Origin of the sequence: Lysinibacillus sp. NPDC093190, assembly GCF_050280425.1 — a bacterium.
In the GTDB taxonomy this organism is placed as follows: Bacteria; Bacillota; Bacilli; order Bacillales_A; family Planococcaceae; genus Lysinibacillus.
This window is the reverse complement of sequence record NZ_JBNNVG010000003.1, coordinates 127023-144540: the sequence shown is the minus strand read 5'-3', so window position 1 is coordinate 144540 and position 17518 is coordinate 127023. Positions and strand designations below refer to the sequence as shown.

The window sequence follows — 17518 nt, the reverse complement described above, 5'->3', positions numbered from 1 at the left end:
AAGAAACAATTTAATAGCCAATTATATATGTTTTTAATAGTGCTGCCCTTTCACGTAGATTTAACTTTACTTCCACTGATTTTGGCGTTTTTGCTGCCACGACATCTGCTTCAAAACCTAAAGACTCAGCTAAATATTTTGCACGCTTTAAATGAAAATCATTAGAGAGAATCGTGATTTTCTTAGTTCCTTTAGGCAAAAGTTCTTTAGAAAATAATAAGTTTTCATAAGTTGAAGTAGATTGGTCTTCCACTAATATTCTATTAGTATCAATGCCATTGTCCTGTAAGTATTTAAGCATGACAGAAGCCTCTGTCCGATCTTCATCCGCCCCTTGCCCACCTGAAACAATTACTTTTACATGAGGATATTTGTTTAAATACTTTACAGCTTCTTCTAATCTATTTTTCAAAGAAAGCGATGGAATTCCACCCAGTTTTACCTTTGCTCCCAGGACAATCATGTATGTAGCTGTTCCGTTTGCAGCTGGCTGGACACCTTGTTTCATCTCCTCGCCGAGCCAAATATAAACAACGCTACAAATACCAAGTAGTATAACCCCTATTCTTATTACCCATTTTTTCACGATCGACCCCTCCCTTACCTTTTATTAACGTTTAGACAAAAAAAAGGATGCTTGTACTAGAATTACTGTACAAACATCCTTGATTGATTATCTTAATATAAAGCGCTTAATAGATTCCTGTAATGCCGTTATTTCATCTGTTAAATCATTGGAAGATTCACTAACCAGTTGAATAGCACGCTGCTGTTCATCAACGGATGCCGTTACTTCCTCTGATGCAGCTGCATTTTTCTCACTAATCATTGCAATACTTTCGATAGATTGCATGATGTAATCCTTTGAGCTATTCAAATATTCTACTCCTGCAGTCATTTCCCCAATGACAGAAATAATTTTCTCTACGGACAATTCAATTTCCTTGAAGGATGACTCTGTTATGGCAACCGAATCATTTTGTTGACGAACAATAACATTTGTTTTCTTCATTTCATCGTTCACTAAATTCGTTTCACTTTCAATCCCCTTTAAGGTTGTACGCACTAGCTCAGTTGCTACAGATGTTTGATCCGCTAGCTTACGTACCTCCTCAGCAACAACTGCAAAGCCCTTGCCATGCTCACCAGCTCTAGCTGCCTCTATGGATGCATTTAATGCAAGCAGATTCGTCTGATCAGAAATCTCGGTAATGGTACCAACAATGCCTTCAATTTCTCTTACTTTCACAATTAAGCTATTAAATACAGTATAAACATTATTAATCAATTCTGAAGACTCGTGTGATTTCTCTTTTAAGCCGTTTAAATTTATAAGCCCCTCTTGATTTGATCGTTTCATATGTTGAGATGCATCAAGCATTACTTCATTTTTGTCATGCAATCCTTCAATCTGCTGGGCAAAAACAATGGCAGTTTTATTCGTATCCTCAGCATCTGAAGCTTGCTTTACTGCTCCGTCCGAGACCTCATTTATCGCTTTTACTATTTCATCTCCATAAGCATTTGTTTCCTCTGCTACAGATGTTAGATTTGACGATGTCGATTGAATTTCTGCAATAGCTTCCTCTACATCTGTGATTAATGTTTTCAGTTGATCCACCATTTCATTAAAGCCTTCATTTAACTGACCAATCTCATCTGAGCGTTGTAAATTTTCAATTTCTACAGTTAAATTCCCCTTCGCAACCTCACGTACGCGTTTAGATAATTTTTGCACTGGTAAAGCTAAATGTCTCGAAACCATTATGACAACTACAGTACCTATAATAATGGCACCTAATAATGTAATACCAATAACGAGTAATAATGAATTAGCTTCTTTATTAAAGTCTTGCATATATGTACCCGATGCAATGATCCATCCCCAATTAGGATCCTTTACAGAATAAATTATTTTTGGAGCTAATACATCTTGACCTGGTAGCGCAAACTCATATTGTGTAAATCCTCCACCAGCAAGTGCTTTTTCGATTACTTCTCGAATAAAGTAATTGCCGCTACTATCTTGATCGTTCCATAGGCTATCCCCTTCTCGAGTCGGGTGGGTTGTTAATGTCCCTTTATCATCTAAAACATATATATAACCATACTTCCCTAAGTCTCCAGGATAATTAATTGGCCTCTTTCCTTCACTATCCTTCGGTCCTAGAAGTGCCTCCCGCACCCGTTCCTGTGCAACTTCCAAAGGAACGTCGCCCCTTTTAACACTCTCATTTGCAAGCTCGATTAATTGCAAAGTAGATTCAACGCTATTTTTGATAACTTGTTGGCCAATATTCTCCATACCTTTATTCGCTTTGTTATAACTAACCAAACCTATTATTAAACTAGGAATAATTAATAATGCTAATGAAATAATAATTAGTTTCCCCTGTATCGAACGTAAAAACTTCATGCTTTAGCCCCCCTTTTCTCTTCATTCACCATGACTATTAATCTATATTATGTTATGATTTGAATTTTTTCACAATGGGTAAAACGTAATTTAAGTATGAATTATTCACCTTTTTACCCAGATATGCTTGATCACCATAACGGCTGGGGCGCTTTCCTGGAGGCGACCGATGAGCTGGAATCACAGAAAAAAACTATCTTTCTACAGGGATATGGCTTATAGAAAAATAGTTTTTTTATTTTTATCGCTCGCCTATGATATGATCATAATCCAAGCCACTAAAGCTATTAAAGTAGCGAGAAGAGTTGGGATTGTTAGAACAATACCTATTTTTAAATACTGAACCCAGCCAATTTTAATTCCTTTTTGCTTCAATATATGGAGCCATAATAATGTTGCGAGTGAGCCAATCGGTGTCATTTTAGGACCTAAATTAGTGCCGATGACATTTGCATAAATAAGACCTTCTTTAATAATGCCAGTTGCACTAGTTTCAGCAATAGCTAATGCATCAATCATCACAGTTGGTAGGTTATTCATAATAGCTGACAAAATCGCAGCTACAAACCCCATCGTTATCGTCGCTACCATCAGTCCTTGTTGTATTGCGTGCTCTAATAGACTCGCTAGCAATCCTGTCATTCCTACATTTTTCAAACCATATACAACCACATACATACCGATAGAAAAGAACACAATATTCCATGGTGCCCCTTTCACAACTCTCTTTGTATCTACAATATTGCTACGTCGTGCAAGTAGGAAAAAGATAGCTGCTACACCACATAAAATAAATGACACAGGAATTTTGAAAAACTCACTCATAAAGAAACCAACTAATAAAATTGCTATAACATACCATGATAACAAAAATAATCTCGAATCCCGAATTGCAAGCTTTGGATTACCTACTGCCTCAAGTGAATATTCTTTTGGAATCGAACGGCGAAAAACAATATAAAGTGCAACAATGCTTGCCAGTAAAGAAACTAGGTTCGGTATTAGCATATGTAAGAAATATTCCATAAATCCAATACCGAAATAGTCTGCCGACACAATATTCGTTAAATTACTAATGACTAACGGTAATGATGTTGTGTCTGCTATAAATCCACTTGCAATAATAAATGGAAAGACCATTTTATCGGTTAAATTTAACTTACGGATCATCGCTAGAACAATTGGTGTTAGTATTAAAGCTGCACCATCATTTGCAAATAAAGCTGAAACAATAGCGCCTAGACAGGAAAGATAAATGAATAAGCGGATACCACTTCCCTTTGCCACACGTGCCATATGTAAGGCAGACCATTCAAAGAATCCTATTTCGTCTAAAATAAGTGAAATAAAAATAATTCCTATGAACGATAACGTTGCATTCCAAACGATCCCTGTTACCTCAACAACATCTTGCCAAGTAACAACTCCGAGCGTCAACGCAATTGCAGCACCAATACAAGCAGACCAGCCGATCGATATTTTACGAGGCTGCACTATTACAAAAAATAAAGTTACTAAAAATATAGCAATCGCTAAAAGAGCTTGCACCGTTCTCCTCCCTAATTAAAAACCAGTAGCTTTAATTGCTACTGGTTTTAGTTTGTCGATAAAAGAATAAATTAAAGTGTATCAATAGACAAAGGTTGATTTCCACTCCGAGTTGGCGCTTTCCGCGGGCTTGGCTTCAATCTCCTCGTCACTACGTTCCTGCGGGGCTTTCAGCGCAAGCTCATCCCGCTGGAGTCGCCACTCTCCGTGAAAAATCAACGGCTCCTCATCATTATTATGAGTAGACAAGATGAACCTAAATAGGATGGATTAAAATATCAAAGAGATTCAGCCTAAATAATAATAGGATATGTTTGATTATTATTTTTATATCCAAGAAAAGCCTATTACCATATAACTTTATGCCATAAGGAGTATCGTTTTTTCTACAGACAAAACCAGTAGCTTTAAATTGCTACTGGTTTTATAGGTTTATATTATTCGCCTAAATCAGCATTATGGTAAACGTTTTGGACATCCTCTAAATCTTCTAATACATCAATTAGTTTTTCAAATTTCGCAACGTCGTCACCCGTTAATGCTACTTCTGTTTGAGGAAGCATTGAAAGCTCTGCTACTGTAAATTCTTGAACGCCAGCTGCTTTTAGTGCTTCTTGTGCAGCAAAGAATTGGTCCGGCTCTGCATAAATAATGACAGCCTCATCTTCTTCTAGAATATCACGAGCATCAACATCTGCTTCCATTAAAATTTCAAGAACTTCATCTGCTGATTTACCTTCTAAACCGATAACTGCTGTTGAATCAAACATGTAGGCAACAGATCCACTAACACCCATATTCCCATTATTTTTACCAAATGCAGCACGTACATCAGAAGCAGTACGGTTAACATTATTTGTTAAAGCATCAACGATTAACATAGTGCCTGCTGGTCCGAAACCTTCATAACGTAATTCGTCGAAGTTTTCATCGCCGCCCCCCTTCGCTTTATCAATGGCTTTTTCAATAATATGTTTAGGAACACTGTATGTTTTTGCTCGTTCAAGAACAACTTTAAGGGCACGGTTTGATTCAGGATCTGGCTCGCCTGATTTAGCTGCTACATAAATTTCGCGTCCAAATTTTGCATTGATACGGCTTGTGCTTTGGTCTTTAGACGCTTTCTTTTCTTTAATATTGTTCCACTTACGACCCATTGTTTCCACTCTCTTTCAAATTATAAGTTTATAAAAATCATAGATGCGCAGCTGCACATCTGTAAATGGTAATTAAATACTTCTCGTATCTTTACTCTGAAAATAATAACACAAATGATGCTTACAAAGCTAGATATGCCAATGTTTAAGGTCGTTTTCTAAAGAATAAATTGTAAAAAAATCAGATCATCACCATAACGTGTGGTTGATTTCCGTTCCGGCTGGGCGCTTTCCTGGGGGCGTCCGATGAGCCGCTTCGCTGCAGGGTCTCATCTGTGACGCTGATCCCCAAGGAGTCGCCCAGCCTCCACTCCAATCAACTTATATACATAGCATACGTTTTAAATGTCACCCTCAACTTTTGGTGTGGTCCAGAAAATTGTTTCACTTAGAGCCACTTTACAATTGGTTTTCTACTTTGATTTTTTCTAATAGTGCATGACAGCCTTCTAAAACTAAATCATAGGTTTCTTGAAAATCTCCTGTATAGTATGGATCAGGCACGTCTTTTCGATGGTCAGTTAAATCTAAAAAGCGGTAAATCTTTGGAGAATCAGGATTACAAAGCATCGTTCGGATATTGTGTATATTGCTTTCATCCATGCCAATAATGTAATCAAAATTTTCAAAGTCAGCCTTTTGTAATTGTCGGCCTTGCATACCCTTTGTTGAGATGCTATATTCTTTTAGCTTATCTTGTGTTCCTCTGTGAGGTGGTTCGCCAATATGCCAAGAGCTAGTTGCAGCCGAATCTACCTCGACTTTATGATTCAAATGCTCTTTCCCTACCAAATCACGCATGACCGCTTCAGCCATTGGCGAGCGACAAATATTACCTAAACAAACAAAAAGTACTCGAATCATTTCTATATCCTCCTACAACAAAGCACTCAAAATCAATTGATCCTGAGTGCCTTCTAAGTCATTTCTTTTCTGCCACAATTCGCTTTTCTAATTCCTCTGTTAAAGCCATCAGTTCATGCTCAAGACGTTGTGTAAACTCCTCGCGTCCTTCTTTACCCTTGCCTGTCACATAAAATGGCTCTCCATAAATTAGATAACCCTTTCCACGCTTCAAGACATCACCAGCATTACGCGCACCAACATAAGCGGCTGGTACAATTTGCGCTTTTGACAGCTGTGCTATTGTAATCGCGCCTTGCTTTAAATCCGATCCTTCTGCATTTCGTGTACCAGATGGGAAAATCCCTACGATTTTACCCTCTTTCAATAACTGTGAAGGGATTTTAATAACACTTGGTCCTGGATTGTCACGGTCAACTGGAAAGGCATTTAAACGCTCTATAAGCCAACCAAGGCCTTTAATATCAAACAATTGCTTTTTAGCCATAAAGTGAATTTCTCGAGGAGACATTGAAACCCCAAGGTTTAAAATATCAACATAACCCGTATGTGTACATGCAATAATAAACCCACCTTCCTTCGGTAAGTTTTGCTCCTCATATACACGCGCCTTTGAGCCCGTTAATTTTAATATCACTTTGACAAGATTTGCTATAAATTTATACACTGTTTCATTCCTACCTTATTCAATAGTTATTACCATTGTAATCGAAAAGACCAGTATACTGCAATTGCATGTGAAATAACTAGACTCTTCCCACTAATACATCAACATCAATCGTAATTTCATTTAACTCGATATTGGCTTCCTCTTTTTTATGCCAGCCCATCGGTGTCATTTCAAGTAGTGCTGGTACAAGCTCTGTAGCTAATAGTACCGTATAAGTAATACGCTCCACACTAACATCATCAAAGCTTTCTTTAAAGCGAGCAACTATTTGTTCATTCGAATACGACTCTTTAGTAGAATCCGCATATAATTGTGCTCGAAGCTCATGTAGGTACCCACTTTGAGGGACAACCTTAACAACACAACCATTGTGAGTTAATAGACGTTTAAATTCTTCGTAATTGGCGGGCGATAAAATATTTAATATGGCATCGAAGCTTGATCTTGCAAATGGACTTTTCGCTAAATCACCAACACACCAAATTTGCCCTGGATAATGTCGGGATGCAGCAAGTATGCCTTCTTTCGCTATATCAATACCAATGCCAATACAGTTACCTTTTAGTCCTTCCATAATACGAGCTAAATGTGAACCCTCACCACAGCCTGTATCCAGCACGGTTTCTGCGTTAGCAATTAGCTCTCCGATTTTATCTTCTACTAAATCATAGATGCCACTATCAATAACAGCTTTTCTAGATTCAAAGAGATCTTTACTGTACTTAGAAACAGCACCATGTGTCAGCATATTGACATAACCCTGCTTGGCAATATCAAAAGAATGATTTGAGGAACATACTAATCTACCCTGCTCAAAAACATCCATTGACTCCTGACAAATTGGACAAGCAAAAAGCGTAATATTTTTCTCCATTAAGGCTGCCCCTGCAGCTCTTTTAGAAAGTGCTCCCATTAATTTGCCTCCTTCTGTTCTGTAGGTGAAACAAGCGCGAAACGCTCCCACTTACGACTTCTCCATCTAAAGTATACGATAATGGCTCGCATCCATTCATCTGCCGAAATCGCTAGCCAAATACCTACTAAACCCCAATCTAAAACGAATACAAACAAGTAGCCGAGCGGGAGGCTCATACATACCATTGATAAGAAACCGATTTTCACCGGGAATCTTGCATCCCCAGAGGCACGCAATGAGTTAATAACTACAATATTCATCGTACGCCCTGTTTCAAGCAGAATACTTAATGCTAGGACAGATGCTCCGATGGCTATAACCTCTGAATTATCAGTAAAAACGTGCATAAGTTGCTTACGGAATATCGTCACAACAGCAACCATAGTTATCGTAAAGACAAAAGCTGCACGTACACTTGACCAAAGCTGATGATAGGCTTGATCTTTTTTACCAGCACCGACATTTCGCCCAATAATTATAGCCGTGCCTGTCCCAATTGCAATCGCAAATAAATACGTAAACATCGAAATATTCATGGCATACTGTCTTGCAGCAAGTGTCTCTGAGCCTAAATACGTTGCATAATAAAGAAAGACAATCTGACAAAACTGATAAAGCACCTGCTCAAATGCTGACGGTAAGCCTATATTTAATATTTTTCGAATATATTCCTTTGAATACTCGAAATAATATTCTAGCTTCACTCTAACATCCATGACTTGATAAAACAGCCAGAAAAACACGAGAATTGCTAATCCACGACTTATAACTGAGGAAATAGCAGCTCCTTTTACACCTAACTCCGGTAATCCTAAATTACCGAAGATTAAACCGTAGTTTAATACAACGTGTAGCACATTCATACCTAGTGATACATACATCGTTTGCTTTGTCCATCCATGTACACGGATAATCGCTGCTAACGCATTTATAATTGCTTGTAAAAAAATAAAGCTTCCTATGATTACTAAATAGCTTTGAGCGTATTTAAGCACTTCCCCCTGCAAGTTCATCATGGACATTAAATGACTTGAAAAAAAGAAAAATACGACGCTCATCATTAGTCCAACGACCAAATTCATCGTTACTGCTAAAGCGGAAATCTTCGCAGCTTCAAAAATGCGCCTTGAACCTAAATATTGAGATACAACAATGGAAGCACCATTACCAACTACTTCAAGTATTAAAATTGCAATATGAATATATTGATTGGCTGCACCAACTCCTGATACAGCATTGTCTGATAAAGCACTGAGCATAAATGTATCGGCTAGTCCCATTAACATAAATAAAAATACTTCTAAAAATATCGGCCACGTTAAATGGAACAAACTTAACTTATCTGTCTCTTGTATATCACTTTCTTTTAATGTATCTGCCAATACTTTTCACTTCTCCTATACGCTTCATAAAGATAGATTTTACGAGCAGTTAATCTCCCACCTACCAATTTTGAGGCGGGAGTTTTGTACCTGACGCTTCGCTTTCGGTACAAATAAATTACGGCCCGTTAACGCGGGATAAAAATATATAGTATCTTATCATAGATTTATAGAGTGTAAAGAGTTTTTATAATGAAACCTTAAAAGAATATGTAAAGCTAGTATAATAAACAAAAAATCCCTCTCACAATTTTATGTGAAAGGGTTTCTTATCATAGTAAGCAATGGTCCTGCAATTGCATACGTTTTTCTGTTGTTAAGCCAAACTCTTGCTCTAAAAAAGCGGCCTTAGAGCCATATCGGTTATCCATTGCATCAAATGCTGCTTGTAAATAGTCCTCACGGGCAGACATTAAGGCATAAAATTGCTGTAATTCTCGCTCGCTATAATCTTGCTGAATCGTCTGAGCCATTCGTTCTACTAAGGGACGTAGATGTACATTTGTATCTAAATAGTCCTCCATGATCGTTTCCTCAGGTACATCTAAAGCTAGTAAAATAAGTGCACTGCCAATACCTGTTCGATCCTTCCCGACCGCACAATGATGAACAAGCCCTAAATTTTCAGGATGTTGAATCGTTGCTATTAATTCCTTGAACGAGGCATTATTAAAAGGCATTTGTGCATAAAAATCTCTGAACATCTCTGGGCTTACAACCTTATAAAAATCTTTTCCACCAGTGTTTGTAGGCATCTCAAAAGCATGATTTCCCTTTGCTGGTATTTGAATATACTTGGCATACGGGAATACCGGATTAGGATTATTTTGAGCTTCATGGTTGTCTCGATAATCAAAAATTGTTTTCACACCTAGTGTTTCAAAAAGCTCCTTATCTGCTTTCGTCATTTTACCAAGTGCTGCTGAACGATAAATCAAACCATCCTTAATAGCACGCCCATCGCTCGACTTATAACCACCCATATCACGGAAATTATAGACTGCCTCAAACGAAGTAATCTTCATATCAAACTGTTTCACTCACTGCACCTCTCTCTGTTAGCAAGCATTCTTATCTCTATTTTATCGAACAATTCGATATAATACCAATTTTCACACTAGGTAATGTTATACACTACTTAGAGAGCGATAAGGGGGTTTATTTGAGTGCCTCTTTGCCAGAGCGGAGCAAGTGGCCGTATTACCCGATCACATCTTCACCGAAGAGAAACGGGTTTTTCCCGAGCATTTCACTACCAAAGTAATTACCCATTAAAAAAGCTGTCCTTGATAAAGGACAGCTCCAAAATACTATTTTTCAAAATAGACTATTTAAATAACTCAGGGTATACTGCTTTTGCTGTTAACTCAACAGCTTCGCCAATACGCGGGCCCGGACGGTTTGAAATATCAGTATCTATAAAATAAACCGCTTTATTTTGAATGGCAGTAATTGAATTCCATCCATCACGAGAAAGGATTTCTGCCGTTGGGTTTTCCACATAGTTTACTGTTGTTAAAATGACATCTGGATTTTTCGCAATAATATCTTCCTCAGATACCTTTGCCCAGCTTTTGAGGTCAGCAAAAACGTTCTTAACATTTGCAGCATTTAAAATCTCTTGTTGGAATGTACCAGAACCAGGTGTATATATGTCTGGCTTTGGACTAATTTCGAAATAGATATTTTTTGGCTCTTTCACATCTTTGACTTTCGCTTGAACTGCCGCAATTTTAGCTTTAATATCTTCATTTAACTTGTCGCCTTTATCTTTGATTCCCATAACCGTTGCGATTTGTTGGATATCCCCATAAACATCATCAAATGATTTAGCTGATTGAATGGCAAACACTTTAATACCTGCGTCTTCGAGACCTTTTAAGGCATTTAAATTTTCATCATCGCCTCCAGTTGTATAGGCAATAACGACATCTGGCTTTAACGCTAAAATACGCTCACTATTGAATTTTACAGAATCAGAAACACGCTCAATTTTTTGCGCTTCTTCTGGATACGTATCATGCTCAGTTGCACCAACGATTTTATCACCCACACCTAGAGCAAATAGAACTTCTGTATTACTTGGTTGCAATGAAACAACAGTTTTAGGTACAGCATTAAACTCTACTTCTACGCCGCGGTCATCCTTAACTTTATAGCTAGTTTTCTCAACTTGTTGATCTTCCTTAGAAATAGTCTCTTTATTAGTATCCTCTTTCGTGCCACAGCCAACTAATACGAGTGCTAGCATAAATACAGAAAGCCATTGTAGCTTAAACATTTTCTTCATTTCATTGATTCTCCTTTTTCTTTTTCATCGGGTATGACTTACTAATAAACGGTATTTCAGCAATACCAGCCCGCTGATTCATAAAGACAGCCATTACAAAAAATACATTGGCTAGTAATCCTAAATAATCAAAGAGAATAGCAGGTATTTCCCGTTCTTCAGATACTATGTGCAAAACGCGATATGATTTTTTCGACTCACTACGGCATAAATGTAATGCAGTAGCAGCCTCTGTTCCTTGAGGTAATACAAAGTTTTGTATTTCCTCTTTAACATGACTAACATAGAAATCATAGCGATCACTAAGCCAAGTCAAATCATCTTCGGTTACCGCTAATTTACCTCGGACTGAGCCATTTACATGGTAAGCCATTGGTAAAATGGCTAGTAAATCATCTGCTACTACCTCTACTGTTTCCTTTTTTACCGCCGCCAAAGCGACGCCAATATGTGTTGTAAGGCTATCCGTTCGAATTTCAAAATCTACCGTTGATGCCTTTTCACGCATAAATGGATAACAAGAATAACGTGCATCTTTTTTCAAATCTAAGTCCCCGCTTTCCTTCGTGAAAAATTCTTTAACACTCTCCTTAGGATTTCATCAGGTGAATTATAAGTGTACATAAAAAAAACGTTGTTTCCACTCCTAAGGAAACAACAAAAATAACATAAAAATTGTCGTATAGATACGACATAGCCTATGTATTTGCCGCATATTCTCCTAGCTTCCGAAGAGTTATCTACACGTTCAAACAAAGGTCGGTCTCCTGGCTTGTACAGTTCATTCAATCACGTTGTGAGTCATAAAAAACCTTCCCATCAAATAATTCGACAGTGGTATATCTTTATGATTCCTGTACTTACAGTTGCGGAAACAGCTTCGGTTTTTCACCGAATTCCCGATTATGCTATAGTTCAGCACCCTTATTCTGCAAGAATTATTCACTTGTAAAGCAGTTTAACATAGATTGATAGGAAAAAATAGCTGTGGAATTTGAATAAACAAATACGATGGATAAAAATCATGCATGTATTACCTTTTACACGCGGATATTCTCACTGCCCCCATGGGTATTCATCCTGATCGTGCAGTCGTTTTATTTTTTCATACTTTATAAAAACTATTTCTTAACGAAAGTATTGCGCAAAAAATAGACATTTCATAACTTTTAACGGATGGCATTCATATATTTCTTTTTGTATTTAACATCTCTCTCTTCCTCAATTAAACGCTGTGCAATCTCTAGTAGTTTTGGGTCATTCGTTGCATCGAATAACTTTTTAAAGGATACAATAATATCATAGCGTATTAATGTCGGGTGCTTTTCGTCTAAGCATATTTGAAATCTTTTCGCCAAATATGAAACGACTAAATCTCTTTGTACCTGCCCTGCTAAACCTATTCTCCAAATTGCCTGTAAAGTATGCCTCGCAGTCACTGTTTTTTCATCATACGTTACGGCCCAAATCTTTAAGAAGTCCTCTAATACTCTTTCTTCAGGATCACTTTTTGCTGCCAATGCGCATAAAAATTGTGCAGCACTTGCACGCACATGTTCGTTTTTGTATGTAAGAGCCTGAACAAGTTGTTCCCAAACTGAATATGTCCAATCAACTGGTTCCTGCATAATTTTCATTAATCCTTCGTATGATTTGTATTGTATATCACGGTCACGCTCTGTTAAATTACTAAAAAGTTGCAAAATCTCTTTTTCCATGATTCATCCCTACCTTTATTGTTTCAGAACGTAAAAAATAGTGTACTTGTAAGTGCTGTCTTAATTTCTATTATTTGTTACTTTACTGCTACGAAATTAAAGTCGCAAATGATTTTAATTTCAAAGCAAGCTCCCGTATTATATATTTCAAAATTATCAGAAATGAGGCTCAACATGCAAGGGGGAACATTACTTTCAGTTATATAAAGATACATTTATTTTACACGTTAGCTTTATTATTGGAGGTGTCACACTTATTTGCCTTCTTTTAAAATCCAACCAAAATACACAATAACGATGGCAATCATTATATGGATAACTAGTGATATTCCTTCTCTCGGCCCTACTATCATTTTAGTAACTAGGGCTATAGTAGTAAATATATCTACTTATGTAAATTTATTCATCCTAGATGTTATTTTACTCATTATTCGTCGAGTAGTCGACCCTTAATTAATGGATTACCATATCGGTTGCGTGATGGGTTTACTCGCAGGACCTTAAATACCGTCAAATAATAAAAAAGGCCATCTTTGTAATTTCTTTTACAAAGATGACCTTTTCGCTATTTAAATCGTCTAAATAATAGCAAGGCTTATTGAATACGACCGAAGCCTACTAAATATTGATTCCACCAATCAAGTGATTCAATGACAACACCTTTATTTTGAGCATCGATCATCGTGTTATTCCCTAAGTAAATACCTACATGCGCTATGCCTGAACCATAGCTGAAGAATACTAGGTCACCTACACGTGCTTCACCTGCTGAAATACGTTGTGTTGCTAAATATTGTTGTGATGCTGTACGTGGTAAAGATACGCCTGATTGTTTGTAAGACCATTGTACAAGACCTGAACAGTCAAATCCTGTTGATGGGTTACTTCCGCCCCAAACATAGCTACGGCCTAGGAATTGCTTTGCAGTTGAAATAGCATCACCTGAAGATGCAGTGCCTGATCCTGAACCAATAATGATTTGTTGTGATCTTTCGTTGTTAGCTTTGCTACTGTTGTTAGCGTTGCTGTTGCTATTGTTGTTACTGTTACTATTGTTATTGTTTGTTGCTTGTACAACTGGAGTAGCTGCTTGAAGTGCACGTAAACGAGCTGCTTCTTCCTCTGCTGCTTTACGTTCTGCTTCTAAACGTTCTTCTTCTTGTTTCGTTGCAATTTGTGCCTTTAATGCAAGAGATTTCGCTTCATTTTCAGCTTTTTTTACTTCCATTTCGCTTTCCTTTTGTTGAAGCTCTTGGAATTGCTTTTGAAGCTCTTTTTGTTTTTCATCTAATGTTGTTTTTTGTTTCTCTAAGTTAGCCTTATCTGCTTCTTGTTGATCTACTAATTCTTGGTCAGCATCCATTAATGTTTTTACCGCTACGACACGGTCCATTAGATCTGCAAAGCTTTTTGATTCAAGAACAGCACTTAAATAAATACCCACAGTATTATCTTGAGCTTGGTATGCAGCCATACGTTCACTTAAAATCGCTGAACGTTGCTCAATACGTTTTTTAGTATCTACAATATTTGCGTCAACTTCTTTAATATCTGCTTGTACTTTGTTAAATACTTTTACTTTTTCATCGATCTCTTTTTGTAGTTTAGTTAATTCGTCTTGAAGCTTTTTAACCTCTGTATCTATTTTAGCTTTCTTATCAATCATTTGTTGAGATGTTTCTTCTGCGTGCACTTTAGTTGGTTGAACTGTATTAAATAATAAGCCGCCAGCTAGTGCTAATGCTAGCACCATCGACTTACGCCATTTATTGCGCTTACCCACGTTATTCTTTCCCTTCACTAGTCAATTTCGCTCTTAGTATTTTAATGTAATCACTGGAACGATTTCTTTTATTTATTCTTATATTTTATTAGCCTTTTAAAGTTTAGCATTATTAGCATAACTTTTATACTATTTCACGTCTTTTTAATCGTTTAGTAAAACTCGAAACATTCTTGTAACATTCACGTAAATTCATATATCTTCTACAAAATAACGTTTTGTTCTACATAACAACGTTTTTAACTGTTTTACCATTAGACCCACTATTTGTTTTGTAATGTTTTTGTAATATTTCTCGAGAACATTTATCAATTATGCCTCGACATAATTGCGTCCGGAATTGGCTTTAACTTCTTACAGTGGATGTTTGGACACCCGCTGTAAGAAGTTAAAATAAAAAAGGGTAAGGGAGCAATTCCCCTACCTTAGTTTGTTGACAAAAGAATAGATGTAAACAATGTGTTTCAATAAACAAAGATTGATTTTCACTCCGAGTTGGCTCTTCCTATTGCCTCATAGAACGTAGCGCTTGGATAGAAAGCCGTACTAAAAGAATGGCACATAAAAATAATCCTAAATATGCAGCTGTATTTAAGTAAACAGCGTACGTGTCACGAATAAATTGTGAGATTGCTAAAAGTGCTACAGAAATAATGCCAAAGGTAATACCTACGAGAAGTAAGACGAAACGGGAAAACAAATTTGTAATAAAACGAGCATTATCCTCATCCGAAAAAACATCGTGATGTAAGATAATTTTTCCACTCTCCACCCGTTGAATGAGCTGGTCAACTCGTCTTGGCATTTTGCGCAATGTCGGAATAAGCATTGCTAATTCTTCTTGTAAACGTTCCTTTGTTGCCATCGGTTCTTTAAATGGCTTCAGGAAGGTTGCGCGCATATATGCAGATGAAAAATCTTTCGCTTCCGTAAAAATATCAAAACTTGGGTCAATTACCCGTAATGTCCCCTCCAATGTTACTAATGAACGCAGCGCTAAACCTACTGCTGGATAGAAAGCAAGACCGAAATCACGAACAACCGTAAATAATGCATGTATTAATTCCTCTGTTGGAATTCGATCCACGTAAGAGATTTTCAAGAGAATTTGATCAATCGCTTGCTCTATCTTTGCACGATCTGCATGATCAGCATTTTCAACCAATAATGTTAAGCCGTCAAATAAAGTACTTGAATCATTTAGATGAATCCCCATTAATATTAGCTTTAAGCCCTCTTGTTGTGTAGCTCCCAAACGGCCTACAGCCCCAAAATCAAGAAGGATCGGTGTGCCATCCATCTCATCAATATGAATATTTCCTGGATGTGGATCTGCATGAAATATACCCGAAAAAAGCATCTGTTCAATGAAGGAGTATAAAACAGTCCGTGCAAACTGCCTACGATTATTTTTTAATTGATTAAATTCAGCCGCAGCATTTGCAACGCTTTTCCCTCGTACATATTCCATGACAATAATATTTTCATTACAATATTCTGTATAGATTTTAGGAATCCTCACCTTATAATCGCTTTTGGTAAGAGCATTCGTCACCTGCAATGTATTTCGAGCCTCAATATCTAAATGTATTTCCTCGCGTAACCCATCGCCAAACCCTTTAGCAAGCTCTCGAAAACCCAGTGACTCAGCCCATGTAGACTTGTTTGAAAGCCAATTAGCAAATTCCTCCAAAATATCGAGATCGTCTCGCATGATTCCCTTCACTTCTGGACGTAGTAGCTTCACCACAACTTCATCAAAATTTTTCAATCGTGCCTTATGTACTTGTCCAATAGATGCTGCCGCAATAGGCTCCATTTGAAAGCTTTCAAATATTTCATCCATAGGCTTCGGAAGTGAATCTTCTAAAATTTGTGTTACCTGCTCTGACGATAATGGCTTCACACTATGTTGTAACTTCTCTAACTCGTCAATAAAGATAGGCGAAAACAGTTCCTTACGAGTAGAAAGTACCTGACCAAATTTAACAAATATCCCACCACATTGCTCCAAAGTGACCCTTAAAGCAATGGCAAGCTCCTTTTCATTTTCTCGTTGTCTTGTGTATTTAATCGTTTGAACAACGCCATTTGTCACTGCTATTTTTAACACCTGACGCAAACGCTTTTGCTGTCGCCAGTAGCTACGAAGGCGCAATAATAAATTTTTTTTGCCATTCCGACGATCTCTAGCTGTAATACCACTTGGATCGAAAAGTTCAAAAACGAGATAGAGCAGCATCGAAATTAGTAGCATGCAGCCAATCCAAACAAGTGTACTGACCTCTGTCACTGTTTGCATCATTGGTTCGTATAAAAAGTTTGTATGACGTAAATAGGTATACCAGTAAACAAAGGACGTTAGCGTCACACTAATGACTACAGAAAGAACCCTACGTATAAAATTAATGTTTGAACCAATTAGTCGACCACTTACAAAATAAATAAGCCCTGATACAACAATGATTTGGATTAAAAATTTCAAAAAAATCAACAGCGTCACCTCCGATGCTATTTCCTAATACTGCTAGTATAACAAATTAAGACCTGTACTTCTTTTAATGTATAGAACGAGTGACCAGAGAAATAGTTCTTAATAAAGGATATGGTTTTAAACCGCTTCGCTACGCTCCAAAGTCTCATCTGCCTATACAACCTCAGATGTAGATTTCCATCTTTAGATAAAAAAATACCTTTAGACAAAAATTATCTAAAGGTAAAGGTAAATCGAAACGTATATTATTTCTACTCGCAAGGGACGTTCTCTCCTCTTT

15 protein-coding genes and 1 riboswitch are annotated in these 17518 nt (G+C 37.2%); of the genes, 1 reads left to right on the top strand and 14 read right to left on the bottom strand.

Annotated features, from left to right (window positions below; all coding sequences use genetic code 11):
• Positions 1 to 10: 10 nt before the first annotated feature.
• The 12 genes from ACQKOF_RS04290 to ACQKOF_RS04235 form a co-directional block, all read right to left on the bottom strand.
• On the bottom strand, positions 11 to 586 hold the full coding sequence (locus ACQKOF_RS04290) for a YdcF family protein (protein ID WP_427554030.1): 576 nt from the start codon (positions 584 to 586) through the stop codon (positions 11 to 13).
• 87 nt (positions 587 to 673) lie between these two features.
• Positions 674 to 2416: a methyl-accepting chemotaxis protein gene (locus tag ACQKOF_RS04285; protein ID WP_427554028.1), complete on the bottom strand. Its 1743-nt coding sequence runs from the start codon at positions 2414 to 2416 to the stop codon at positions 674 to 676.
• Between the two features lie 252 nt (positions 2417 to 2668).
• Complete coding sequence (locus ACQKOF_RS04280) at positions 2669 to 3964, bottom strand: arsenic transporter (protein ID WP_427554026.1); 1296 nt, start codon at positions 3962 to 3964, stop codon at positions 2669 to 2671.
• A 437-nt stretch (positions 3965 to 4401) separates the two neighbouring features.
• Positions 4402 to 5121, bottom strand: a complete 720-nt coding sequence (locus ACQKOF_RS04275) for a YebC/PmpR family DNA-binding transcriptional regulator (protein WP_427554024.1) — start codon at positions 5119 to 5121, stop codon at positions 4402 to 4404.
• Positions 5122 to 5520: 399 nt separating this feature from the next.
• Positions 5521 to 5985 (bottom strand): low molecular weight protein-tyrosine-phosphatase, encoded by a 465-nt coding sequence (locus tag ACQKOF_RS04270; protein ID WP_427554022.1) that lies wholly within the window; start codon positions 5983 to 5985, stop codon positions 5521 to 5523.
• A gap of 58 nt (positions 5986 to 6043) precedes the next feature.
• A complete protein-coding gene (locus tag ACQKOF_RS04265) occupies positions 6044 to 6652 on the bottom strand; it encodes a lysophospholipid acyltransferase family protein (RefSeq protein WP_427554020.1) in 609 nt (202 codons plus the stop codon).
• A gap of 79 nt (positions 6653 to 6731) precedes the next feature.
• Entirely contained in the window at positions 6732 to 7568 is an 837-nt protein-coding gene (locus ACQKOF_RS04260) for a putative RNA methyltransferase (protein ID WP_427554018.1), read from the bottom strand.
• Positions 7568 to 8953, bottom strand: coding sequence for an MATE family efflux transporter (locus ACQKOF_RS04255; protein WP_427554016.1), 1386 nt, complete (start codon positions 8951 to 8953; stop codon positions 7568 to 7570). The genes ACQKOF_RS04260 and ACQKOF_RS04255 overlap by 1 nt, the downstream gene beginning before the upstream one ends.
• 272 nt (positions 8954 to 9225) lie before the next feature.
• Positions 9226 to 9993: a tyrosine-protein phosphatase gene (locus ACQKOF_RS04250; protein WP_427554015.1), complete on the bottom strand. Its 768-nt coding sequence runs from the start codon at positions 9991 to 9993 to the stop codon at positions 9226 to 9228.
• A 287-nt stretch (positions 9994 to 10280) separates the two neighbouring features.
• Positions 10281 to 11243, bottom strand: a complete 963-nt coding sequence (locus ACQKOF_RS04245; protein WP_427554013.1) for an ABC transporter substrate-binding protein — start codon at positions 11241 to 11243, stop codon at positions 10281 to 10283.
• A gap of 1 nt (position 11244) precedes the next feature.
• Positions 11245 to 11787 (bottom strand): hypothetical protein, encoded by a 543-nt coding sequence (locus ACQKOF_RS04240; RefSeq protein ID WP_427554011.1) that lies wholly within the window; start codon positions 11785 to 11787, stop codon positions 11245 to 11247.
• Between the two features lie 196 nt (positions 11788 to 11983).
• Positions 11984 to 12185: riboswitch (cobalamin riboswitch) on the bottom strand.
• Between the two features lie 227 nt (positions 12186 to 12412).
• Positions 12413 to 12961 (bottom strand): hypothetical protein, encoded by a 549-nt coding sequence (locus ACQKOF_RS04235; protein ID WP_427554009.1) that lies wholly within the window; start codon positions 12959 to 12961, stop codon positions 12413 to 12415.
• A gap of 258 nt (positions 12962 to 13219) precedes the next feature.
• Between ACQKOF_RS04235 and ACQKOF_RS04230 the strand changes: the two genes are divergently transcribed.
• Positions 13220 to 13414, top strand: coding sequence for a hypothetical protein (locus tag ACQKOF_RS04230; RefSeq protein ID WP_427554007.1), 195 nt, complete (start codon positions 13220 to 13222; stop codon positions 13412 to 13414).
• Positions 13415 to 13556: 142 nt separating this feature from the next.
• On the opposite strand, the gene ACQKOF_RS04225 is transcribed toward ACQKOF_RS04230, so the two are convergent.
• Both ACQKOF_RS04225 and ACQKOF_RS04220 read right to left on the bottom strand, forming a co-directional pair.
• Positions 13557 to 14762, bottom strand: coding sequence for an NlpC/P60 family protein (locus tag ACQKOF_RS04225; protein ID WP_427554005.1), 1206 nt, complete (start codon positions 14760 to 14762; stop codon positions 13557 to 13559).
• 487 nt (positions 14763 to 15249) lie between these two features.
• Positions 15250 to 17238, bottom strand: coding sequence for an ABC1 kinase family protein (locus tag ACQKOF_RS04220; protein ID WP_427554003.1), 1989 nt, complete (start codon positions 17236 to 17238; stop codon positions 15250 to 15252).
• Positions 17239 to 17518 lie beyond the last annotated feature (280 nt).

Excerpts from the sequence above, each read along its gene's own strand:
- ACQKOF_RS04285 (WP_427554028.1), bottom strand. The coding sequence starts at position 2,416 with ATGAAGTTTTTACGTTCGATACAGGGGAAACTAATTATTATTTCATTA.
- ACQKOF_RS04275 (WP_427554024.1), bottom strand. The coding sequence starts at position 5,121 with ATGGGTCGTAAGTGGAACAATATTAAAGAAAAGAAAGCGTCTAAAGAC.
- ACQKOF_RS04270 (WP_427554022.1), bottom strand. The coding sequence starts at position 5,985 with ATGATTCGAGTACTTTTTGTTTGTTTAGGTAATATTTGTCGCTCGCCA.
- ACQKOF_RS04260 (WP_427554018.1), bottom strand. The coding sequence starts at position 7,568 with ATGGGAGCACTTTCTAAAAGAGCTGCAGGGGCAGCCTTAATGGAGAAA.
- ACQKOF_RS04245 (WP_427554013.1), bottom strand. The coding sequence starts at position 11,243 with ATGAAGAAAATGTTTAAGCTACAATGGCTTTCTGTATTTATGCTAGCA.
- ACQKOF_RS04235 (WP_427554009.1), bottom strand. The coding sequence starts at position 12,961 with ATGGAAAAAGAGATTTTGCAACTTTTTAGTAATTTAACAGAGCGTGAC.